Annotated in this window: 29 protein-coding genes, 1 other RNA gene and 1 pseudogene; 17 read left to right on the top strand and 14 right to left on the bottom strand. The window is 51.0% G+C overall.

What is annotated here, in order from left to right; genetic code table 11:
* Positions 1-77 precede the first annotated feature (77 nt).
* A complete protein-coding gene (locus CRO87_RS20165; RefSeq protein ID WP_097164703.1) occupies positions 78-509 on the bottom strand; it encodes a carboxymuconolactone decarboxylase family protein in 432 nt (143 codons plus the stop codon).
* Between the two features lie 85 nt (positions 510-594).
* On the opposite strand from CRO87_RS20165, the gene CRO87_RS20160 reads away from it, so the two are divergent.
* Positions 595-1,950, top strand: coding sequence for a PLP-dependent aminotransferase family protein (locus CRO87_RS20160; protein WP_097164702.1), 1,356 nt, complete (start codon positions 595-597; stop codon positions 1,948-1,950).
* Between the two features lie 164 nt (positions 1,951-2,114).
* Here CRO87_RS20160 and CRO87_RS20155 read toward each other — a convergent pair whose 3' ends face one another.
* Entirely contained in the window at positions 2,115-2,441 is a 327-nt protein-coding gene (locus tag CRO87_RS20155) for a DUF883 domain-containing protein (RefSeq protein ID WP_097164701.1), read from the bottom strand.
* A gap of 159 nt (positions 2,442-2,600) precedes the next feature.
* Here CRO87_RS20155 and CRO87_RS20150 point away from each other — a divergent pair, with 159 nt between their 5' ends.
* Positions 2,601-2,945 carry a DUF2002 family protein gene (locus tag CRO87_RS20150; RefSeq protein WP_097164700.1) on the top strand — a complete coding sequence of 115 codons (345 nt, stop codon included), beginning with the start codon at positions 2,601-2,603 and terminating at the stop codon, positions 2,943-2,945.
* A 38-nt stretch (positions 2,946-2,983) separates the two neighbouring features.
* Here CRO87_RS20150 and alaE read toward each other — a convergent pair whose 3' ends face one another.
* On the bottom strand, positions 2,984-3,421 hold the full coding sequence (alaE, locus tag CRO87_RS20145) for an L-alanine exporter AlaE (protein WP_097164699.1): 438 nt from the start codon (positions 3,419-3,421) through the stop codon (positions 2,984-2,986).
* 61 nt (positions 3,422-3,482) lie between these two features.
* On the opposite strand from alaE, the gene CRO87_RS22625 reads away from it, so the two are divergent.
* Together CRO87_RS22625 and stpA are read left to right on the top strand one after the other, a co-directional pair.
* Positions 3,483-3,863 carry a hypothetical protein gene (locus tag CRO87_RS22625; protein ID WP_141398721.1) on the top strand — a complete coding sequence of 127 codons (381 nt, stop codon included), beginning with the start codon at positions 3,483-3,485 and terminating at the stop codon, positions 3,861-3,863.
* Positions 3,864-4,111: 248 nt separating this feature from the next.
* The gene (gene stpA, locus CRO87_RS20140) at positions 4,112-4,513 is read left to right on the top strand and encodes a DNA-binding protein StpA (protein WP_097164698.1); all 402 of its coding nucleotides are present in this window, start codon (positions 4,112-4,114) and stop codon (positions 4,511-4,513) included.
* A 34-nt stretch (positions 4,514-4,547) separates the two neighbouring features.
* Here stpA and CRO87_RS20135 read toward each other — a convergent pair whose 3' ends face one another.
* Positions 4,548-4,727 (bottom strand): hypothetical protein, encoded by a 180-nt coding sequence (locus CRO87_RS20135; RefSeq protein WP_097164697.1) that lies wholly within the window; start codon positions 4,725-4,727, stop codon positions 4,548-4,550.
* 155 nt (positions 4,728-4,882) lie between these two features.
* On the opposite strand from CRO87_RS20135, the gene CRO87_RS20130 reads away from it, so the two are divergent.
* Positions 4,883-5,041 (top strand): YqaE/Pmp3 family membrane protein, encoded by a 159-nt coding sequence (locus CRO87_RS20130; RefSeq protein WP_097164696.1) that lies wholly within the window; start codon positions 4,883-4,885, stop codon positions 5,039-5,041.
* Between the two features lie 39 nt (positions 5,042-5,080).
* Here the strand turns inward: CRO87_RS20130 and CRO87_RS20125 are convergent, their stop codons facing one another.
* A complete protein-coding gene (locus CRO87_RS20125) occupies positions 5,081-5,689 on the bottom strand; it encodes a short chain dehydrogenase (protein WP_097164695.1) in 609 nt (202 codons plus the stop codon).
* 99 nt (positions 5,690-5,788) lie between these two features.
* Between CRO87_RS20125 and CRO87_RS20120 the strand changes: the two genes are divergently transcribed.
* Positions 5,789-6,670 carry a LysR family transcriptional regulator gene (locus CRO87_RS20120; RefSeq protein ID WP_097164694.1) on the top strand — a complete coding sequence of 294 codons (882 nt, stop codon included), beginning with the start codon at positions 5,789-5,791 and terminating at the stop codon, positions 6,668-6,670.
* Between the two features lie 58 nt (positions 6,671-6,728).
* Here CRO87_RS20120 and CRO87_RS20115 read toward each other — a convergent pair whose 3' ends face one another.
* The 3 genes from CRO87_RS20115 to CRO87_RS20105 all read right to left on the bottom strand — a co-directional run bounded on the left by CRO87_RS20115 (position 6,729) and on the right by CRO87_RS20105 (position 8,199).
* Positions 6,729-7,001, bottom strand: a complete 273-nt coding sequence (locus CRO87_RS20115) for a GNAT family N-acetyltransferase (RefSeq protein WP_097164693.1) — start codon at positions 6,999-7,001, stop codon at positions 6,729-6,731.
* A gap of 12 nt (positions 7,002-7,013) precedes the next feature.
* The gene (locus CRO87_RS20110) at positions 7,014-7,244 is read right to left on the bottom strand and encodes a (4Fe-4S)-binding protein (protein WP_097164692.1); all 231 of its coding nucleotides are present in this window, start codon (positions 7,242-7,244) and stop codon (positions 7,014-7,016) included.
* A gap of 88 nt (positions 7,245-7,332) precedes the next feature.
* Positions 7,333-8,199: a hypothetical protein gene (locus CRO87_RS20105; RefSeq protein WP_255252525.1), complete on the bottom strand. Its 867-nt coding sequence runs from the start codon at positions 8,197-8,199 to the stop codon at positions 7,333-7,335.
* A 179-nt stretch (positions 8,200-8,378) separates the two neighbouring features.
* On the opposite strand from CRO87_RS20105, the gene CRO87_RS20100 reads away from it, so the two are divergent.
* The 6 genes from CRO87_RS20100 to CRO87_RS20080 all read left to right on the top strand — a co-directional run bounded on the left by CRO87_RS20100 (position 8,379) and on the right by CRO87_RS20080 (position 11,506).
* Positions 8,379-9,008 carry a DNA-binding protein gene (locus tag CRO87_RS20100; RefSeq protein ID WP_097164691.1) on the top strand — a complete coding sequence of 210 codons (630 nt, stop codon included), beginning with the start codon at positions 8,379-8,381 and terminating at the stop codon, positions 9,006-9,008.
* A 9-nt stretch (positions 9,009-9,017) separates the two neighbouring features.
* The gene (locus CRO87_RS20095; RefSeq protein WP_097164726.1) at positions 9,018-9,353 is read left to right on the top strand and encodes a DUF1294 domain-containing protein; all 336 of its coding nucleotides are present in this window, start codon (positions 9,018-9,020) and stop codon (positions 9,351-9,353) included.
* Between the two features lie 215 nt (positions 9,354-9,568).
* Positions 9,569-10,120 carry a type IV secretion protein Rhs gene (locus CRO87_RS20090; protein ID WP_097164690.1) on the top strand — a complete coding sequence of 184 codons (552 nt, stop codon included), beginning with the start codon at positions 9,569-9,571 and terminating at the stop codon, positions 10,118-10,120.
* Entirely contained in the window at positions 10,117-10,470 is a 354-nt protein-coding gene (locus CRO87_RS20085; RefSeq protein WP_097164689.1) for a putative T6SS immunity periplasmic lipoprotein, read from the top strand. Before CRO87_RS20090 ends, CRO87_RS20085 begins: the two co-directional genes overlap by 4 nt.
* A gap of 170 nt (positions 10,471-10,640) precedes the next feature.
* Positions 10,641-10,985, top strand: coding sequence for a putative T6SS immunity periplasmic lipoprotein (locus tag CRO87_RS22980; protein WP_369680102.1), 345 nt, complete (start codon positions 10,641-10,643; stop codon positions 10,983-10,985).
* 8 nt (positions 10,986-10,993) lie between these two features.
* The gene (locus tag CRO87_RS20080) at positions 10,994-11,506 is read left to right on the top strand and encodes a type VI secretion system tube protein TssD (protein WP_097164688.1); all 513 of its coding nucleotides are present in this window, start codon (positions 10,994-10,996) and stop codon (positions 11,504-11,506) included.
* A 56-nt stretch (positions 11,507-11,562) separates the two neighbouring features.
* Here the strand turns inward: CRO87_RS20080 and CRO87_RS20075 are convergent, their stop codons facing one another.
* Entirely contained in the window at positions 11,563-11,820 is a 258-nt protein-coding gene (locus CRO87_RS20075; RefSeq protein ID WP_097164687.1) for a helix-turn-helix transcriptional regulator, read from the bottom strand.
* Between the two features lie 104 nt (positions 11,821-11,924).
* On the opposite strand from CRO87_RS20075, the gene CRO87_RS20070 reads away from it, so the two are divergent.
* The 5 genes from CRO87_RS20070 to CRO87_RS20050 all read left to right on the top strand — a co-directional run bounded on the left by CRO87_RS20070 (position 11,925) and on the right by CRO87_RS20050 (position 15,611).
* Entirely contained in the window at positions 11,925-12,266 is a 342-nt protein-coding gene (locus CRO87_RS20070) for a helix-turn-helix domain-containing protein (RefSeq protein WP_097164725.1), read from the top strand.
* 64 nt (positions 12,267-12,330) lie between these two features.
* Positions 12,331-12,435 (top strand): phage polarity suppression protein, encoded by a 105-nt coding sequence (locus tag CRO87_RS22620; protein ID WP_141398722.1) that lies wholly within the window; start codon positions 12,331-12,333, stop codon positions 12,433-12,435.
* 723 nt (positions 12,436-13,158) lie between these two features.
* The gene (locus CRO87_RS20060; RefSeq protein ID WP_097164686.1) at positions 13,159-13,707 is read left to right on the top strand and encodes a hypothetical protein; all 549 of its coding nucleotides are present in this window, start codon (positions 13,159-13,161) and stop codon (positions 13,705-13,707) included.
* The gene (locus CRO87_RS20055; RefSeq protein ID WP_031523069.1) at positions 13,694-13,927 is read left to right on the top strand and encodes an ABC-three component system middle component 6; all 234 of its coding nucleotides are present in this window, start codon (positions 13,694-13,696) and stop codon (positions 13,925-13,927) included. Before CRO87_RS20060 ends, CRO87_RS20055 begins: the two co-directional genes overlap by 14 nt.
* Positions 13,914-15,611 (top strand): DUF2326 domain-containing protein, encoded by a 1,698-nt coding sequence (locus CRO87_RS20050; RefSeq protein ID WP_097164685.1) that lies wholly within the window; start codon positions 13,914-13,916, stop codon positions 15,609-15,611. The genes CRO87_RS20055 and CRO87_RS20050 overlap by 14 nt, the downstream gene beginning before the upstream one ends.
* A 3-nt stretch (positions 15,612-15,614) precedes the next feature.
* Here CRO87_RS20050 and CRO87_RS20045 read toward each other — a convergent pair.
* The 5 genes and pseudogenes from CRO87_RS20045 to CRO87_RS20025 all read right to left on the bottom strand — a co-directional run.
* Positions 15,615-16,075: pseudogene (locus CRO87_RS20045) on the bottom strand (tyrosine-type recombinase/integrase); the annotation flags it as partial.
* Positions 16,076-16,184: 109 nt separating this feature from the next.
* Positions 16,185-16,548: a transfer-messenger RNA gene (gene ssrA / locus CRO87_RS20040) on the bottom strand.
* A gap of 70 nt (positions 16,549-16,618) precedes the next feature.
* Complete coding sequence (locus CRO87_RS20035; protein ID WP_097164723.1) at positions 16,619-17,782, bottom strand: HlyD family type I secretion periplasmic adaptor subunit; 1,164 nt, start codon at positions 17,780-17,782, stop codon at positions 16,619-16,621.
* A gap of 7 nt (positions 17,783-17,789) precedes the next feature.
* Positions 17,790-19,982, bottom strand: a complete 2,193-nt coding sequence (locus CRO87_RS20030) for a type I secretion system permease/ATPase (protein ID WP_097164684.1) — start codon at positions 19,980-19,982, stop codon at positions 17,790-17,792.
* On the bottom strand, positions 19,979-21,388 hold the full coding sequence (locus tag CRO87_RS20025) for a TolC family outer membrane protein (RefSeq protein WP_097164683.1): 1,410 nt from the start codon (positions 21,386-21,388) through the stop codon (positions 19,979-19,981). Before CRO87_RS20025 ends, CRO87_RS20030 begins: the two co-directional genes overlap by 4 nt.
* Positions 21,389-21,400: the final 12 nt, after the last annotated feature.

Below are 21,400 nucleotides of genomic sequence, written 5' to 3'. Positions count from 1 at the left end.
CCACACAATATATAGATAATTTGAATTGATTTACCCCCGCTGACGAGCGCAGCGAGGGCGAAGGCTTTTGCCTGCAATTACATCCGCATACTGACGGCGAGGCGGTTGAAGGCGTTCATCAGGCTGATGGCAAAGGTCAGATCGCTGATTTCTGTGGCGCTGAAATAGGCCAGCAGGGGCTCATACACGGCATCTTCAGCGCGAGTGCGGGCAATGTCGGTGACGTCTTCCGCCCAGGCCAGGGCTGCACGTTCGCGATCGCTGAACTGATGGCTCACGCGCCAGCCCGCCAGCGCATCCAGTTTTACCTGATCCACACCGTGCTTGCGCAGCGCTTTGCTGTGCATCTCGAGGCAAAAGGCGCAGCCGTTGATCTGCGACACGCGCAGATAAACCAGCTCGATCAAAGGCAGATCCAGCTCGCAGTTTTCCAGCGCTTTTTTCGCCTGAATAAAGGCAGCATAGGCCTGCGGGCTGAGTTCATAGTAAGGCTGACGTAGTGTGGTCATGGGGTTTCTCCTCTTAACGATGACGAAATTCTGGCACTATAATGGTCTGCAAACCAGAGCCATGTTTTGAGTAAAAAACCAGACCATGAATGACGTCTCCAGTGGGCCACGCTATCAGCAGCTTGCCCGGCAGCTTAAATCAGCCATTGAGCAGGGCGAACTCCAGCCCGGGAAGAGGCTGCCTGCCAGCCGGGTGTATGCCCAGGAATTAGGCGTTTCACGCGCAACGGTGGAAGCGGCCTATGGCGAACTGGTGGCGCAGGGTTGGCTCGAACGGCGCGGGCAGGCAGGAACGTTTGTCAGTGAGGGCGTCGTACCCGGCCCGGCAGCGGCTGAACCGGTGTGGTACGGCGGTGAACAGCCTGAACCTCAGCCGTTTCAGATGGGGCTTCCCGCCCTGGATCTCTTCCCGCGCGCGCTGTGGGCCAGGGTGATGGGCAGGCGGCTGCGCACCCAAACCCGCTTCGACCTGGCGCTCGGCGATGTGTGTGGTGAAATGGCGCTGCGCACAGCGATTGTCGAATATCTGCGTTTTTCCAGAAGCATTGAGTGCCTGCCGGAACAGGTGTTTATCACCACCGGTTTTGCGGCCTCCATGACGCTCATTCTGCAAACCCTCGGCAAGCCGGGGGATAAAATCTGGCTCGAGGATCCGGGTTTTCCATTGATCCGCCCGCTCATTGCCCGTCAGGGCATAACATTCTGCCCGGTGCCGGTGGATGACGAAGGTTTGTGCGTGGAAGAGGGCATCAAATCGGCACCGGAAGCGCGTTTTGCCTTGCTGACTCCCGCGCACCAGAGTCCGCTTGGCGTAGCGCTGTCGTTGCCACGTCGTCACCAGTTGCTGGACTGGGCCGCGCATCAGGACGCATGGGTCATCGAGGATGACTACGACAGCGAGTTTCGCTATCAGGGCAAGCCGTTGCCGCCAGTCAAAAGTCTCGATGCGCCGCAACGGGTGATTTACGCCGGAACCTTCAGTAAGGCGATGTTCCCGGCCCTGCGCACTGCCTGGCTGGTGGTGCCACTGCCGCAGGTGGCGGCGTTTCGTGAGCAGGCTTCTCTGGCGGCCTGCGGCGTGCCGCTGCTGTGGCAGATGACGTTGGCGGACTTTATGCGTGAAGGCCACTTCTGGCGGCATCTGAAAAAGATGCGTCAGCATTACGCGCAGCGCAGAAAGTGGCTGGAGCAGGCGCTGACGGAACAGGGATTTGATGTGAAGCCGCAGCAGGGCGGTATTCAGTTGGTGATGGCGGTAGAGGGCGACGATCGTGAGATGGCCCGACGCGGGCGGGAGGCCCGGCTGGCGGTGCAGGCGCTAAGCGACTGGCGAATGAATAGCTTCGGTGAAAAAGGGCTATTAATGAGCTTCACCAACATTTCCAGCCTGGCGATGGCGCAGCAGCAGGTGCGGATGCTGGTGAACATAATCGGCAAATAAAAACACTTGCCGGGTGGCGGCTTCGCCTGACACCGGCCTACAAAAACTATCGAGCCGTAGGCCAGGCCAGGCCAGAGCAGCGCCGCCGGGCAATAAAATAAATGCCCCGACAAACCAGAAGCCTGCCGGGGCGACGCGTATTTATTATCAGCATTACGCCTTAATTATCGACGCAAACTCAGTAACGCGCCAATAAATATGCCGACGGCGGCCGCAGCCCCCACGCTTTGCCAGGGCTTGTCGCGCACGAAGGTGTCCGCACAGCCTGCGGCGTCCCGTGCGGCCTGCTGAACGCGGGTACGCCCCTGCATTCTGGCTCGCGTTTCACGCAGTAACGATTTGGCCTTGCGCTGTGCCGCATCCGCTTCATCTTTGGCATCGCTGCCCCAGGATTTCAGCACCTCTTCCAATGAGTCGGCAAGCTTGCCAACGTCGTCATGGATATCCTGTACGCCATCATCTACGTCATTGCGATTAGGTCTGTTGAACATGGGATCCTCCCTTCATTAACGGTGAAATAAGTTTAGGACAGATTTTATTCCCTGGAGATGAATCACGCCTTATCGGGCTGTTTATGGATTTTTCTGAAAGCGATGCTAATGCTGAATACTGTAAGGTGGCGTGGCTGTACAGGATAACGAGGAAAGCATATGTATTTACGACCTGATGAGGTGGCGCGCGTTCTTGAAAAAGTCGGATTCACGATGGACGAAGTGACGCAGAAAATTTACGGCTATCGCCGTGGCGATAATTATGTCTATGTGAATCGTGAGGCAAGGATGGGCAGAACGGCGCTTATCATTCATCCGGCATTGAAAGAGCGCAGCTATTTGCTGGCGGATCCGGCTTCAGATATTAAAACCTGCGACCATTATCAGCAGTTCCCGCTCTATTTAGGCGGTGATGCACAGGAGCATTATGGTATTCCGCACGGTTTCAGTTCGCGGATTGCGCTTGAGCGTTTTCTTAATGGACTGTTTGGCGAAGGACAATAAGCCGACGACTGGCATCAGGCCAGTCGTGGCAGTTTACATCAGGCGTACTGGCTGACGCGGAACAGGCGGCGACAGTAATCGAGAAAATAGCCGTATACCGCGCCCATCATCATCGACACCACAATATTTGAACTTACCGCAGCGGCGATTTGATGCCAGTCTGCGCCCACCGACAGCAGGATCACGACATAAACCGGGGACTGAAAGGTCACATAGGCCAGCACGTCAGCCAGGTTTTTCATCCATTTTGTCGGGCTGATAATACGGGCGTAGCGCATGACCCAGTCACGATAAAAACCGTATGGCCATGCAATCAGGATGTTGACCGGGATCGCCACCAGGCGAGAAGAAAGTGACTGCTCAAAGCTCATACCAGAGAGAAATATTTCAATAAGCATGTTCACGACGGAACAGTAGACCACCATAGCAAAAGTGTCTGCTGCCGCATGACGCAGGCGAGACTGCGCAGAGAACATCGGTCTGCTCCTTGGTAAGAGAGAAAAAATCAGGGATTGGCGTATTCAACAGTGCTTTGGGTTGGCTCTGTTTTCGTGCATAGAATATCCATCTGCATTAAAAGTAACAACTAGCTCAAAGTTTTTATTTGTAGGCGTTTTGTTAATAAAATCCTCTGCGCGAGGGGTTTTTGCACAGCCAGGCGCTATTATTGTTGCTATTGTTTTGTTTGTTGTTATTTATCAGTGTGTTGATGGCCTCATGGCAGCAGCGGGGAATTTTGCTCAGGTCAGCAGCTCAGGGCAGGGACAAGTCGGTGCTATCTATAAATTTTTTAGTTTCTTAATCTGGTTTTGTCTCAAAGTATGGTGTTTCATGCTGGTCGATGCATTTGATTTGGTATGCGATTTTTGTGGGTTTTTATGCGGCGCGTATTCAGCCACCGCTTCGCTAACCTTCTGACAATGAAGAAAGAGTTTGCCGCCTCAGGATAATAGCCGCACGGTAGACTTCAGCGCTTTTATTCAGCCGCTTAAAATTATTTACTTCTGATATATAAAAATAGTGTTTAATTGTTATGGGTAATATATTTCAATTAATATTGATTAGCGTGATGACTGCACATTGTGGGTGGAAAAAGAACGTTCGCTATAATACAATTGTTTTCGCAGTATCATTTTTTAGCCAGCGGAAAGGAATTTAAATCATATATGTCTAATATGTTACACAAACTTAATAATATTCGCACACTGCGCGCGATGGCGCGAGAATTCTCCATTGACGTTCTTGAAGAGATGCTGGAAAAATTCAGGATCGTGACTGAAGAAAAACGCAGTGAAGAAGAGAGCCTGCGTGAAGGCATGGCTGAGAAGCAAAATAAAATCAACAGCCTGCTTGAGCTGATGAAAGCCGAAGGGATCTCTCCGGATGAGCTGCTGGGTGATTCGGCTGCATCTGCAAACGCAGCGAAAAAACGCGCAGCGCGCCCGGCAAAATATCGCTTCACCGATCTCAACGGTGAGCAAAAGTCCTGGACCGGCCAGGGCAGAATGCCAAAACCGATTGCTCAGGCTATTGCTGACGGTAAAACGCTCGACGATTTTCTGATTTAATGCATGAGGCGGTGAGGTTTCCCTCACCGTTTTTTCAGCACACGCCAAAATCACCTTCTTCATGATAAGGCGCAACATCTACCGCTTTCAGGGTATATTTTTGCCCTTGTTCATCACTCGCGGCTACGGTCACTATTTGATCGCCGTTAACGTCGATAATTTTCATTTTCGGGCCGCCCATAACCGGCTGCACCAGATCGCCTACGGAATACATGTTGCTCTCCTTTATTGAGGTCTGTCGCTATACCTTAGCGCACATTGCCGCAAAAGGTAAAAGAGGGTAAACGCGATGGGCGAAAATGGCGCTACGGGTAACAATGGCTACGCTTTAGAGATATTTCTCTTTTTATTTAATTGCATGGAGTTTGTATGGGTTTCTGGCGTGTTGTTTTTACCATTCTGATCCCACCGCTTGGCGTACTGCTGGGTAAAGGGTTCGGCTGGGCGTTTATCATCAATATTGTACTGACGCTGCTCGGCTATATTCCGGGGCTGATCCACGCATTTTGGGTGCAAACCAAAGACTGATAACAGAGAAAAGGGATCGCACTGGCGATCCCTTTTTTGTTAATACCCGACCTTAAATACCTGTCCGCTTTGTACCCCTTCCGCGCTGCGACGATAGGCCAGCGCCGCCCGTGCGGCTGGAACGCTTTCAAACCCTGGGAAAAACGGGCCGTAGGCTGCTTCTGATTCCGTGAGCATCGTCGGGCTGACCAGGTTGATTCTAATCCCACGCGGCAGTTCGCACGCCGCCGCTTTCACAAAACCGGCCAGCGCGGTATTCACGGCTGTCGCGTTCACTCCCTGCGCAATCGGCTCATCGGCAATAATGCCGCTGGTTAAGGTGATGGAGCCGCCGTCGTTGAGGATATGCTGGCCCTTTAACGCCAGGCGCACCTGACCGAGCAGTTTGTCCTGCAGGCCAACGGCAAAGTTTTCCGCAGTCATTTCTGCCAGCGGGCCAAAGAAGACGTTGCCCGTTGTGGCGATAATCGCATCGACTTTCCCGGTGCGGGCAAAGAGCGCGTCCACGCTGGCTTCATCGGTCAAATCCACCTGTAAATCGCCGTTATGACGACCCACGCGAATCAGTTCATGTCGGGCATCTTTTTCCAGTTCGGCCACTACCGCACGGCCCAGGGTACCGCTGGCACCCACGATCACAATTTTCATAGCAGGATCCTCATTTTGGTCTGAAGGCTATTCTTTACTAAATTATTTGTGCGATAAACTGGCCTTCGGTTCGAACATTATTAATCTGTGGTTAGCAATATGGATAAACTTCGCAGTATGGAGATTTTCGTGGCGGTGGCCGACAGCGGGAGTTTTACCGCGGCGTCGGCACGGCTGGAGATTTCTGCGGTGATGGTAGGGAAGTACATCAGCCAGCTGGAAAGCGCGCTGAACGTTCGCCTGCTGGATCGAACAACCCGCCGCCAGAGCCTGACCGACGCCGGACGCGTGTACGTGGAAGAGTGTCGCCGTGTGCTGGAGCAGGTGACGGCGGCTGAAGCCTCCGTCGAACGGCTGCGGGTGGCACCTTCTGGCACGCTGCGCATCAGCGCACCCACTTCCTTTGGCGCCTGCGTGGTGGCCCCGGCGCTGGCGACTTTTTTACAACGCTACCCGGACGTGCGGGCAGAACTCGATCTCAGCAACCGGGTGGTGAGCCTGGTGGAAGAGGGGTTCGACCTCGCCGTACGGATTGGTGATTTACGAGACGGTGACCTGGTGGCGAAACCGCTCTGTCAGTACAGGATGGTGATTTGTGCCTCGCCGGACTACCTCGCCCGCGCAGGCGTGCCGAAAACGCCGGAGGATTTGGCGGCGCATCGCTGCCTGTCGCACATGGTCTGGACTGCCCGCAACGAGTGGCATTTGGCGGGGCATGAGACAGAAAGCCCCTGGCGGCGCGACCCGGTGCTGGCCTGTAACGACGGTCTGGGGCTGAAAATGGCTGCGATTGCCGGAGCGGGGCTGCTGCTCCAGCCCGAAATTTTGCTCACCGATGAACTGCGTGACGGTCGTTTGATTCGGGTGCTGGATAACTGGCTCCCCGCGCCTCGCCCGGTCCATTTGCTGTATCGTCAGGATTTGCGGCCGCTGCCAAAGCTGAGCCACTTTATTGCTCATCTTCAGGAAGCTTGCCTGTAATATTACGTTGAGGGAAATCAGGACGGCCAGCGAAGCGTGAGGCCCCACTGGCAGAGGTTTACGCCCGAATGTCGGCGTATTCCGGGGTGGTATCAAACTCATGTTTGGCGAACGGGCAGAGCGGGATGATTTTGCGGTTTTCGCGGCGCATACGCTCCACCACTTTCGCTACCAGCTGCTTGCCAACGCCCTGGCCCTTGAGACTTTCGTCGACATCGGTGTGCTCGATGATAGTCAGATGCTCGCCGGTGGGCACGAAGACCACCTCGGCGACCCGGTTACCTTCGGCGTCATTAACGTAAAAACTGGTGTTACCTTCCAGAATTTCCATGGTTCCCTCGGCTTATTTAAGACGGTATTTCAGCGCCCCGCTCGGGCAGGTGTCGATCACGCGCTGGACGGTTTCTGTATCCACGTTGTCCGGCATGATCCAGGGTTTGCGCTTGAGGTTAAACAGCGCGCTGCTGCCCCGCACGCAGTTGCCAGAGTGCTGGCAAAGCCCGGTATTAAAATAGACGTCGATTTTTTCACCGCTGTAAAGGCGGTATCCCGCATCAAGTAATTCTTTATCCACGACAATGCCTCTGAATTTTTATAGTGACTGCAGAGGTAAGCATAGACCTGCGTCCGGGATGCGGAAAGGACGCAGATCAAGGCGTGGCTCAGACCAGCTTCATCAGCACGCTGAACGGGTTAAGGTTGCGCAGGAACTGCCAGACTTCGTGAAGGTCTATAACGCCCGCAAGCCCAAGCAGCGCAAGGGTAATGAGCACCGTGGCGGCGGTAATGACAATCATCAGGCGCACAATATTGCGCTGCATTTTTTCCTGCTGCCGGGCGCGACGTTCTTCTTTTTCAAACTCAACGATGGTCGCCACGGACTTTGGCTGAACGTAATAGAGGATACCTTCCTGGGCGAGGTCACCCGTGATGACCAGGGATTTCAGCAGCAGGCGCACCTTGCGGCGGAACTCTTCGTTGCGGATGTGCTTGTACCACAGCCTGCCGTACAGCATGTCGATCACTTCATCTATTGAGATGCCCGCATTCAGCCGCGAAGGGCGCTGCTGCACATACTCGTTCACCAGCAGGTTGAGCAGGGCGATACGGTCGCGGCTTTTGAGCTCCTTGCTGGCAAAGAAGGAGGAGACCAGCCTGCCTTTGCCACGAGCAATCAGCGTTTTGAGATAGGCCAGACGCGTAAAGCGGTTGAAGCTGAATGCGAGAATGCCGGAGAACGGGATCTGCCCGAAGCTGCGGTGATGAATGATTTCCGCCTGCATCTCATCAATTTCTGCCACCGTCATACGGCGTTCATCAACCCAGACTTTTTCGTCGTAGTCCCAGCGGGCAAGCGTCGCCGTACGGTGCTGATAGTTTCTTAGCTGATAGCGATTGCGATCGACATCAACCAGGTGCACTGAATAGTAGTTATAAGGATCACCGGCGCGGGCATCTTTTGCGACCAAAAGCGGCAGGTTTTTTTTCCAGTGCTTCTGGCGCAGAGCGGCTAATTTACTGTCTTGCATTGTGATTTCACCCGCACGGGGAAGAATTAATAAAAGAGTGTGGATTTTAGACAGCCGCGGCGCAAGCAACAAGACCGCGATTTGTTTAATTTTATTCTGTCGGGTGAGGAGATAGCGTTGAATAAGTTTTATGCGGTAAAGTGAGCCACCTTTGACGGCAGGCGGGTAAGGAAGCAGCCATGACAGCACGCATCGATTACCAGATTGAAAAATATCAGTTTACCGAAATCAATGAATCGCCAAGGCTCGCGCAGCAGTGGGCCGAAGTGTTGGACGAATGTCGGCAGGAAAAGGCCGGAAGCGAAGCGCGCCTTCGCCTGGCGCTGCTGAATGTGGACTACGTGACCAGCTTCGAACTGCCTTTTCGCTTGCAGCTTATCCGTGCGCCTCAACTGATCGACCGCCTGCGCGGGGAACTGCAGCTCAGCCGCAAAGCCGTGACCATTAGCGACAACCGCTACGGCTGCGTTTACAGCCTGAAAACGGATCTCAGCCAGATCCCCGATGAATTCCGCTACCGCTTCTCGAACCGCATTCGCCGCGTGACCTCAGGCGAGGCGACGAATACGCCGTATCAGGAGATCGCCAAACAGGTGAAAGCCCCGCGCCAGCGCCTGAAGCTAGCGCTGGAAAATGGCCTGCACGTGACAGCCCTTGATGGCCTGTTCTGGTTTGGCATGCAGCGCATTGCAGCGGACGTTTCCACCCTGAGAAAGTCCGGCATGAAGATTGCCACCGCCGAGGTGGATGCGTTTGATACGATCACCCATACCACGCGCCGGGTGCCGGTTTATCGGCGAGTGGAGTAAGTCATGGCGATGAGCATTAATCTACTTTGTTATGGCCTGCTTGTGCTCACCGTGGGAGCAAGTCTGTACGTGCAGCCTTCCGTCTTGGCCGCGCTGCTTGCCCTCAATATCCTCACTTTTCTTATCTACGGCGCAGACAAGCAGGCCGCCCGCCGGGAGTGGCGCCGCGTCCCGGAAATCACGCTGCTGATATTTGGCCTTATCGGCGGTTGGGTTGGCGCCCTGTTCGCCCAACAGCTGTTTCGCCATAAGACCCAGAAACAGCCGTTTAAAACCTGGTTTATGCTGAGCGTGGTGGTGAATGTGATTTTGGTGGTTGGGGTTGGGTACTGGCAAACCGCGTAATACACCGTTTCACTGTTATATGCGCCTCTAGTTTGATGGTTGGGGCGCTTTAATTTGTGCGATTTTTACGTTATTACGATAACACTTATTAATAGCGTGGAATGCGTGAGCTTTGTCTGCTTATTTATTATTTGAGAAGTTTCCTCAAGAATTATTCGTGAAAAAATTCAGGTTAAGGGTTATGAAGGAACTCTGTCTAATTGAAGAGATCTGTCATGATCCGAGATATGAACGATATAGATAAAGGTGGTTTGCGACGACTAACGCTCGGTGAGATTAATTTAGCTCGTACACTTTTTGCTTTTTCAATTCGCTACGGTGAAGTCTGGATCCATCGAGGAAGTTACCTGCCATTTAATTTGCAAAAAAATGATACCGCTATGACACCAAACGGTGAAATGTACTTTCAGGAAGGGGTATATCAGCCTGATTTCTCGCAACCTTCAAAGGGGCTGAAGCGCATTGATGGGCAGCATCTTTTCTTACATGAAATGATGCACGTCTGGCAGCGGCAGCATGGAATGTGGGTAAAGACACGTGGGATATTTTCATGGGCGGTTGATTACTCTTATGACCTGGACAAACCAGGTCTTTCTGAGTACGGGATGGAGCAGCAGGCAAGTATAGTTAGCGATTACTGGTTACTAAAATCATACGGATTTTATGGGCATAGTAATCTTTATAATCTGCGCAATTATGATCCTGGTGAACCAGGAGAACAGCTCATAGCGCGCTATGAAAAAGTGATGGGGAGTTTTCCTGGATGAAACGAATATTACTCATTTTTACGCTGACATTATTAACTGGCTGCCCGGGCGAAAACGGTGGGGTTGGTTCTTGGCGAAGTTACGCGATTATTAATGACTCTCTTTGCTTTTCTGTCGATGAAAAAGACACGTTGAGTCGCTACAGTGTGCATTCAATGCAGGGCGATAACTATAAAACCATTGCTGAAAAGGATTATGCTGTTCTGCATTATCCAGACAGCTGTGTCAGAGTGACTCTGACAAAGGGATATGTGTATGAAACTTCATACACGCTAAATGGGAAAAACTACCGTTATAATTTTTTCATTGATAACAACGACGAACTATTCAGCAATTCTGGAGGTGATTAATGTCATTACCTGCTCCTGCGCAGTCCGCAGAGCCAGTCGGAATACGCGTTTAATCACCAGGACGGTTCTGATGTTATTAGTGAAACATGTAATTATTTTTCAATGCCAAAATATTCATCAGGAAGCCAATATTTTTTTCTACATAAAAATATCTTAGGGAGTTCTCTAGATTGAAACGCTTTTTATTTATTAACTTTTTTGGCTTATTCCTTCAGGGATGCGGAGTGGGAGACCGGCTACCGCCGATTAAGCCAATTATAGTTGATCCTGATTTTATATGCTTTGCGACAGGTAAGAATGATGTGGTAAGCAGCTATATAATTTCTTCGACCATGAACGACAAATATAAGGTGTCATCGGTAAAAGAGCGAGTGGCTCTGCGTTATCCTGAAACATGTATAAAAATAACGCTGCCACGGGGTTATGTTTACAGCACCATGTATACGCTTAACAACAATTTCTATCGATACGCTTTCTTTATTGATAACAATGGGCACATATTCAGTGCTTACTGAGGTGATTAATGTCATTACCCGCTTATATGTACATCTATGATGAAAATGGGCAGCAGATTAAGGGGAGCTGTAAGGCTTTGGGGCGAGAGGGCGCAATTGAAATTATGAACAGCAGCTTCAGCATGCACCAGATCACTTGCTCAAGCACCGGCAAGTTAATGGGCGCTCGTCAGCATAACGGTTTCAAGCTGTACAAAGAGATTGATAAAACATCGCCCTTTTTCGCTGTGGCCCTGTGTCAGAGTCGTCGACTGCAAAAGGCTGTTATCCACTATTACGATATTGATGAGGCGGGAATCGAGTACGAGGTTTACCGTGTAACGCTCACCAGTATTGTCATCATGAGCCTGGACGCCGCTCATGCGTATATGCCTGGTTCGCATACGCCCGGAATGATGGAGAATATCGCTATCAGCTACGCCGGGATAGAGTGGTTTTATATTGCAGGGAATATCAAATACGACGACGACTGGAGCAGGCCGGTTGGCTACAACCGTCAGCCGGAACAGCAGCGGCAATAGAGTAAGTGAAGTGGCACACATACAGACCCGGGGCATTTAGCCCCGGTTTTAAATGGTCATGTACTCTGGCTGAGCGCCTGTCTCGGTAAACGACCATCAGGATCACCACTGTACCGCGTCGGCCAGATCACCGACGGATGCAGGCCAAGCGCATTAGCAATCATCCATTCCCCTTTCGGCCACGGGCGAGTTAGAGCATTTGCCAACGTGGAAGATGCCAGCCCCGCTTCTCGAGAAAGTCTTGCCATGCTCGTCCCGCGTTTGTGCAGCGCGGCGATGATGTCAGCTTTGTGCCAGTCTTCAGGTTTAATCATTATTGCTCCTTGTTTAACAGTGATTAATCACGCAACTCCTGAATATTGCTCTTTTATTGCTCGCATTTCAAGTATTGCTTGAATCTGTAAAGGGAGTCATGAAGATGGAGTCATTTCTCAGGAGGATAATCCCAGTACCTCAACAGGAACTGGATGCTGCCGTGATTGGTAAAAGACTGAAGATTGCAAGAGTGAGCGCAGATTTGAAACAGGCAGAACTTGGCGTTCGTGCGGGCCTCGATGAAGAATCCGCAAGCGCCCGCATTAGCTCATATGAGAAGGAAGTCCATTCTCCGGACTTCAAACTGGTCTGCAAGATCGCTGCGGTGCTTGATGTGCCAGAAGCGTACTTCTATGCAGTGGATGACGAACTGGCAGAGCTGATTTTGCAGTATCACCGTTATAAGAAGAAAAATCCTGGGAGTACTTTGATTATTAATCCTTAGGCAAGGTGTCTGCCTGGAGTGATGGCCTCGCACCTGTTTCGTAACTGAAGTTCAAAACGAGCTCCTGACTGCTATCGAATTTCGGTCAGACAGGGCTTCCCGATCCGACAGCCGCGCAAAATATTCGTCTGAACAATACCTGATTTTCAAGCGTCGTCAGGCGCAGTAGTTCCGCAAAAAATCTGCGTAAAAATCCCCGAAAAAACCTACAATTTCGCAAAAAATAGCCATGCATGCCTACGCTGCATGGCTTTGCATGCAAAATCCTGAATTTTTCGACCTCTGCCACCCCAGTACTGGCGCGGCCTTGAGTTGTCTGTGCAGCTGCATTAAAACCGACCCCAAATGCGGGCAGGCGTGGCGGGGATAGCATTGCGCGCCGATAGTGTTAAATCATTTTAATTTGTTGGTGCTAACAATAGATAACATGAGGCATCAGTTTGGGCCTCAGAAGCTTACACTGTTGCATTGAGTGTTCATAAGAAGGAGAGGCCGGAGTGGCTCAATGTTGAGTGAGATCAGGTTAACGAGAATGAACAATACTTGTTCATTTACTCTTCTTAAATTGCTATTCTAATTGCATGAAATTGTTGTAACTTTAAATTACCAGGCTTGAAATGGAGTTCCAAATGATTGCATCACTACTCACCAATGAATACGTAAGTGCCTTTGGATATATAGTTGGGGTGGTCTCTGGGTGCATAGCAATATACCAGACTATGCAAGTGACCAAGAAAAATAATGAGATACAACAGCTTAATGTTACGATAGGTGATCTCAATTCGCAGATTACAAATATCACAACCAATAGGAACAATATTAATCAAGGGGCGCGCTCCCAATATTTCCAAGATAATAATGGGCCTGTTAGTATTGACAATCGGGGGTAGTTATGGGCTCTGGTGTTAATTTTAATGATAATACTGGCCCTGTACATATAACTAACCAGCCACGAGTATTAAGAGCCAGTGTTATTGGAAAATTGATAGAAATTATTTCCAATCCAGTTGGTGGCGGGCAAAGTTTAAACAGAAGTGCATCAAATATTGACGTTAAAATCTCGTTCAATGATCTTAAAAGAAACAGATGGGTAGCTGAACTTTACAAAGAAGATGCTTTACTAGTTGATGAGTCCATTAAAACACTTGATAGTATAATTTTAAATGGTAGTGCCAAACTGAAAAGACAATTTAGAGGCTATTATAGCGCGGCGTTGGGGCTATATGGGCTCTATGAAAAACCATTTAATATTGAAGTTGTTAGGAAAAACTCAGATAATATTATAGATGATGTTATCAGAGCTGCTCAAGAAACGGTTAGTTCGTGCTCTAATTTAGATTCCGAGTTTTTACAAGAAGACATTGATAATGGCATTCGTATGATTGTGAGCTATTCAATTATCGAGTGCATAGTGCTGGAGAATCCAAATGATTACAATTGATTCGGATCCAAAAGCAAACCCTGTATATATTGGAAGTGTGGTACTTAGGCTTTTCCAAAGCAATGACTCAATGGTGATTGAAATTTCTCGACTGTATGATTTAGTAAATGCTGTCTTTGAATTATCGTTTGATCTTTTTCTTTACTCATTAGATTGGCTTTTCATAATCGGCGCAATTGAGTTAGATGGAAATGGTGGAGTAGTATATGCGGCTCAATAAACTTATTGTTTTAAAAAACAATGCTATTGTTCGGGAAGTGATGTTTAAAGACGGTTTAAACCTAATTGTAAATAAAAGAACATCAGGTAAAGATAGTGGCAATAGTGTAGGTAAATCCACGTTATCACGCGTTTTAGATTACTTGTTTATGTCTTCAGGTAATGATATCTATCATGATGCTGAATTTGGAAAGGATATACCTGAAATAGTATCATTAATCAATGGTAATATAATAAGGTTCACATTGGATTTTAATACGGTAGAAAATAAAAAAGCAAATGTTTCCCGAACAATATCTACTGATGAGAAAAGTTCAAAGTATTATTTAAGCGATATTGAGGTTGATAAGAAACAATATTATGAATTCATAGCTCAAGCAGTATTTGGGTTGGCTACAGATAAGCCATCTCTAAGAAATGTGTCGCATAAATTCATTAGAAACACGAATGAAAAAATGCAGAAAACTCTTAACTTTTTACATACTAATACAACTTCTGATGTCTACGATTTATTATACTTGTTTTTGTTTGGATTCAATGGGTTGCCGTTGATAAAGAAGAAGGGCGAATTTAATAAAGATATAAAAAAACAAAAAGCATATCTTGCCGCATACAGAAATCCTAACAGAGAGACAGTTTTATCAAAAATGATCAAGCCTCTAAAAAAGGAAATTGCAGAGGCAGAGAAAAATATTAAAAATTTTGATTTTAAAGATAGCCATGATGAAAGCCTAAAAAAGCTATCGGAAATACAACGGGTTATCAGTGACTATTCTTTGACTTATGCCTCTTTAAATATGCGAGTTAGGAATATTGAAGAATCAATCTTGTCTCTAAAAAATAATATCACGCAACTCGTAGAAGACGATTTAATAGGAATCTATAACTCAGCTGGTCTTTATTTCAAAGGCGAGCTTAAAAGATCTTATGAAGAAATGGTATTATTCCATAATGATGTAATTAAAAATAAAATTAATTTTTTAGAGTCGGAGTTGTTAAAGAAAAAAGAAGAGGTTGATGCTGCAAATGAAAAAATTAATGATTTTCATGAGCAAGAGTCATCTTTATTTAAAACAATCAAAGAGCCTGAAACGTTAAAATCTATAAATCAACTATTTAACAAACTAACTGAGTTACGTGAAAATCTGGCTAGCATAGAGACTAATCTCACGCGAATTAACGATACTAATGCCTTAATAAAATCGCTTGAAGATAGTAGGGATAAGTTACTTGAAGAGATCGAGTTGGCTGTTCAGGGTCTAGAGAGGAATATCGAGATTTTTAACGAGTTTTTTGGTGACCTTACAAAGGAAATTTATGGCGAGAGATATATCTTTGATCTTTCTTTCGATATTGATAAAGGAAAATGCAATTTTGATATTTCATGTGTCACGCCAAATAGTAACGGGGGTAAGAAGAAAGGCGAGATAACTGCATTTGATTTAGCATATATTAAATTTGTTGATAAAGTTAAATTGAAGAGACCAACTTTTGTAATTCATGATAGCATTGAAGATGTAGATGTGAATCAAATTAGAGATATATTTTTTGAAGCAAACAATATAAATGGTCAATATATTGTGTCAATCTTAAGTGATAAATTTTCAGAAGATGTTGATTTGAAAATGATGAAGGATAACTCGATCCTTGAGTTATCTTCGACAAACAAATTCTTTAAAGTATAGTTATTAAAGGTTTGTTAGATAAACAAACCTTCCCCACCATGCCATTAGCTCTAATATTTTACTCAGGTACGTTGAGCGGTTATAAGCTCTTCGTACTTTAGTTTTATCACTATGTGCTAGAGCGGCTTCGATAACATCAGCATTAAAGCCTCATTCATTTAAAGCTGTGCTTGCGTTAGAGCGCAGTCCATGTGCAACAAGCCTGCCTCCGTGACCAATCCGTTTTAAAGCAGCATTGACCGTCTAACTATCATCGATTGCTTCGGATCATTCCTGCTCGAAAAAATATGTTCATGTTGAGCACTGATTGGCTTCATGACTTCAAGAATTTCTAATTCCTGAGGAGGTAGAGGGACTATGTGCTCGCGCTTAGCCTTCATCCGGTCAGCTGGAATCGACCAGAGTTTTGCTTCGAGATCGATCTCTGTCCACCTAGTAGCGGAGGCCTCAGAGGGGCGGACAAGAGGCGGATTATCTCGGACAACGACAGGCACAAAAAAGCCCGCAGGGCAAACGCCGTGCGGGCTCTTAGGACTTCATCGGATGACTCTGGTAATCACCGATGGAGAATTTTGGTGGAGCTGGCGGGAGTTGAACCCGCGTCCGAAATTCCTACATCCTCGGTACTACATGCTTAGTCAGTCTTTACATTCGCCTGGCACCTGCGGATTGACACGCCACTACCAGACTAGCCTGATTAGTTTTAACGCTTCAACCCCAGGCAGGGCTTCCACGCGATCTCTTTTGGGTTTGACCTCTCTTTGATCCCCGTCTTAAGAGCGGAAGCTAGGGAGAGAGGGCTCAGAGCAGGTTATTAAGCTGCTAAAGCGTAGTTTTCGTCGTTTGCGACTATTTTTTTGCGGCTTTTAACGAGGCAAACCGCCCCTCGGCATGCACCTTGGGTTTCGCGAATCCCGTCGAATCCAGAATCAGCCCCAATGTGTTCCGGCCAGTATAACAGACCTGGCCGGGCAAATACCACCGCTGAAAGCAGCAGAAACGCTCACTTAACGCTCACGCAGTGCCTCTTTCGCACGGTTAAACGGTTTGATCAGATAGTCCATGATCGTTTTTTCACCGGTTTTGATGTCGACGCTGGCGACCATCCCCGGCGAGATGTTGAATTTATGTCCGCGCTTGTTCACAAGGAAGTCCTGATGCGTGCGGATAAACACCCGGTAATAGACGATTTCAGGCTTCGCTTTGTCCTGAATGGTGTCCGGCGAGATAGTTTCCACTTCCCCCTCAAGGCCGCCGTAAATCGCGTAGTCATAGGCGGTGATTTTCACCAGCGCCCGCTGGCCAGGGTGGATAAAAGCGATGTCACGCGGCGAGAGGCGCGCCTCAATCAGCAGATGATCGTCGAGGGGCACAATCTCCATCATTTCGCCGTTCGGGGGGATCACGCCGCCGATGGTGGTGACCTGAATGTTTTTGACGATGCCGCGCATCGGCGAGCGCACGGTCATGCGGGTGACGGAGTCCTCACGGCCTTTAATGATTGCCGAGAGCATGTCCACCTCGGCGTTAGCCTTCGAAAGTTCTTCGCGGGCCTGCACGTAATACTGCGAACGCAAATCGGTGATTTTCAGGCCGAGGTCGCTTTTTTCCCTTTGCAGACGCAGCACCTCCACGTGGCTCGCCGCACCGCTTTTTTGCAGCCTTTGGGTGATGGCGAGCTCTGTGTTGACGGAGTTCAGCGCATCCTGAATGTCGGCCTGCGAGTCGGTGAGCTGCGCGCGGCGGGACTTATACAGCCTCGTTTCGGAGGCAATCAGATCCGGCCATGCCTTGAGCGAGTCGGGAAACTTAAGCGGCAAATCGTTTACTTCGGCATTCAGCCGCACGCTGGAGGCCAGCGATGCGCGGTACTTGGCGGCGCTTTCCCCGACGTTGGATTCCGAACGGGTCGGATCGAGGCGCGCCACAACTTGCCCGGCCTCCACTTTGTCGCCCTCGTGTACGGTGAGTTCTGTGAGGATCCCGCCGTCGAGGGACTGCAAAACCTGCTCTCGGGAGCTTGGGATAACTTTCCCGGTGCCGTTGGAGACTTCATCCAATGTGCCAAACCATGCCCACACACCCAGCAGTAAAAAGAGGGCGGTGGAGAGCAGGACGATTTTACTGGCGCCGGAAAATTCGTTCTCCCGGCGAATGTCCAAATCGTCGATGGCGATATCATGCTGACTGGTTTTCATTGTTCCACCCCCGTCCGTTCGCCACGTTTTGCCCCGGGGCGCGGTTGCCGTTCATCGCCTGCGCTTTTGGGGCGTCCATTACCAGTTGTCCTTCCTTCAGCACCACCACGCGTTCGACCAGTTCCAGCACCGGCACACGGTGGGTCGCCACAATCAGCGTGCGGTTGCCAAGCCAGTTGCCCAGACGCTGAATAAATTCCCGCTCAGTGTGCTCATCGAGCGAAGCGCTCGGCTCGTCCAGCAGGACGATGTTCGGCGAACGCAACAGCATGCGCGCCAGCAGAATGGCCTGACGCTGCCCGCCGGAAAGGCCGTTGCCCCCTTCCATAATCGGATGATCCAGGCCTTTCGGCAGACGCTTCACAAAGCTGTCGGCCCCGCAAATCTCCAGCACTTCAAAGATGGCTTCATCATTGGCGTGAGGCGCGCCGAGCGTGAGGTTCTCGCGCAGGGTGCCGAAAAAGAGCCGCGCGTTCTGGCTGAGAAAACCGATGTTGCGGCGCAGGTCGGCCATGTCGATTTGCCCGATGCTGAGGTTATCGAGGCGCAAATCACCGTTAACCAACTCCACACCGCCTGCCAGCGCCTGGAGCATGGTGGATTTGCCCGCGCCGTTACGTCCGAGCAGCGCCACGCGTTCGCCGGGCAGAATTTCAAGGCGTGAGATGCGCAGCGGCACGCGCTGGTCTTCCGCGTGATAGCGGAAATGCGCGTTCTCAAAAACATAGTGGCCGTGGAAAATCTCCTGATGGACCAGCGTCTCATCGCGCTGGGTTTCCGTTGGCAACTGCATGATGCTGTCGAGGCCCGTTTTGGCGGCTTTCACCTGCTGCCAGCGGGCGAGCACGCCGCACAGCCCGGCCATTGGCGCAATCATGCGGGAGGCCAGCATGGAGGCGGCAACCACAGAACCGGTCGTCAAATCACCTTCGATGACTAATGGCGCACCGAAGAGGATCACCGCGGCGTACACCAGGCTCTGCACCGACATTCCCCAGCCAATCAGCCCCTGGGTGACTTTACGTGTGCGCAGGCCAGACTCGCCGGTTATGCGAATGTAGCTGTTCCACTGTTGCAGGAAGCGGTTCTCCGCCTGCATCAGCTTGATGTCCTCCAGCCCCTGCACGCTCTCAACCAGCACGGCGTTGCGCAGGGTCGATTCGTGCGCGGCCTGGTTTGCCAGCACCGCGAGTTTTTTCTGCAACAGCAGGCCCGGCAGTACCATCATGATCGCCGCCACCGGGGCAATCCATGAAAGCTGCGGCGCGATGATCCCCAGCACGATAACGAAAAGGAAGAAGAAGGGCAGATCGACCAGCGTCGAGAGCGTGGACGAGGTGATCATCTCGCGAACCTGTTCCAGTTCGCGCAGTTGTGAAATAAAGCTGCCGGTGGAGCGGGGCACGGCGCTGTTGCGCAGGCGCAGCGCGTGGCTGAACACCCGGTCGGAAATGCGCATGTCGGCGCGTTTGCCGAGCACGTCCATGATGTGCGTTCGCGCCTCGCGCAGCAGAAAGCCGAAGATCACCGAGAGCAGCACGCCCGTTGCCAGCACGTACAGCGTCGGGTAGGACTGCGCCGGGATCACACGGTCGTAAACCTGCATCGAAAAGACGATCCCGGCCAGCGACAGCACGTTCACCAGAAAAGCCGCAAACATCACCGGGATGTAGGGTTTCAGATCCTGAATCACCAGTTCCTTCAGCCAGTCCGGGCGGAAGCGGGACACATAAGTGTCGACCCGGCTGTCCTTCAGCGCCGAAAGCGGGCGCAGGGCGGCGACGTATTTCACCGATGACAGCAGCTCGCTGGCCATCACCCGGTTGCTCTCGCTGTCACCGTCAATCATAAACACGTCGACCGCATCGTCGCCGTTGAAGTGCTCAATCACCGCCAGCTGCCCGTCGTCCAGCTCAGCCACCACCGGCAGCCGCCACTGGCTGAAGGCATGTTCGGTGAGGGTGAGCAGATGGAACGACAGCCCGGCCTGGCGCGCAAGCTGTGTCAGGGCGGGCGTGCGGGTTTTGCCCTTAAACCACGGGGCGTTCGCCTGAATGGCGCCTGGCGAACAGGCTACGCGGTAGTGGGCGGCAATGTGTCCAATGGCCAGCGCCCAGTTGCTCAGGGCGTGGTCGCTTATCAATTCTTCAACAGGCGGGGCGGCACGGGTCATGGCTGGATCTCCACGGACTGAATGCTGCGATTATTTAAGCCAAAAGCCTGGCGTAACGTGCCGGTGTTGTAGAGGCAGTCAAGCTGCAGCTGATGGAGTTGGCTCTGCGTCGAGAGTTCTGAGAAGCGCGCCTGGTAGACTTCCTGTTCGGCGTTTAACACATCGAGAAGCGGGCGTGAGCCCAGGTCGAGATACTGCTGTTGATAGAGTTCGCGGGTGCGTTCGCTGAGCTGCTGCTGGCGACGCAGAATTTGCAGGGAGGTCGCCAGGTTCATCGACTGGCTGCGGGCCTCCAGCAGCTTCTGGCGCACGTCCAGCCGGGTGCGCTGAATGGTCGACTGAGCCGACTCCACCGCGTGGCTCGCGGCATCACGCCGTGCGGTCAGCCCACCGCCCTGGTAAATCGGCATTTCGACTTTCAGGAACGTCGAGTACTGGGTTTTGTCCAGCACCTCGTGGCTCGGGTATTTGTCGTTGAGATAGTGCTGCACCGACGGCTCCAGCGAAATCGTCGGCGTCATCTGTGCGTTGGCGTAATCAAGATTCGCCTGCGCAGCGTTGGCCTGCGCCCAGGCGGCCAGCACCGCGGGCACCAGCCGGTCGTCCGGTTTGGCGACCATGCAGCTTTGCTCGAGCTTCGGCGGAAATTCAGGGCTGACACCGTTGAGAGAGTTCCAGCCGAGCATCGTCATCAGCGTGGCCTGAGCGCTGTCGAGGCTTGCCTGATACTGCGCCAGCTGTGAACGCGCCGATTCGATGCGAGCGTCAGTCTGTACCACATCTGACTGCGAACTGGCCCCTTCATCGTTGCGTTGCTGCGTGAGTTTGCCGATGCCCTCGAGGGCGCTGAGCTGCTCGCTGGCGGCCTCCACCATTTCCTGCCAGGACTGCACCTGCACCATGGCGACGGCGGTATCGCGCGCCACGGTATCAATGCTCACCAGCACGTTGGCCTGCTCCTGCGAAGCGCCTGCCGTTTCGGCTTTCACCTGGCTTGCCACTTTGCCGAAGTCATACAGCATCTGTGATACCGACAACACCAGCGAAGGGCTGTAGCCGTGGTCGGTGTAGGTGTTGCTGTAGCCGTTGTTCATACCCGCCGTCACCTGCGGGTAGTATTTCGATTTAGCGACGTTGATCTGTTCGTTTTGCGACGCCAGTTTGCCAATCGCTTCGCGAATGGCCGGGTGCCAGTTCACCGCGCGACTGACGGCATTGTTCAGCGTCAGCACGCCGGGTGCGGCGTTGCTTAAGGGAAGTTCGGCGGCTGAGCCATCGAGCGACGGCAGGGCGTGCTCGTTAGCGAGTCCTTCAGAACTGATAAATTGTGGCTCATCTGCGGCATACACCTGAATGGAACAGAGGTGGAATGCCAGCAATAATGCGACAGGCGCTCTTCTTCCCATATTGTATCCCTT

The sequence above is a fragment of the Enterobacter sp. CC120223-11 genome (genome assembly GCF_900215375.1).
Lineage (GTDB): Bacteria > Pseudomonadota > Gammaproteobacteria > Enterobacterales > Enterobacteriaceae > Scandinavium.
The sequence above is the reverse complement of the archived record's forward strand: the minus strand, read 5'-3'. Positions and strand labels throughout refer to the sequence as shown.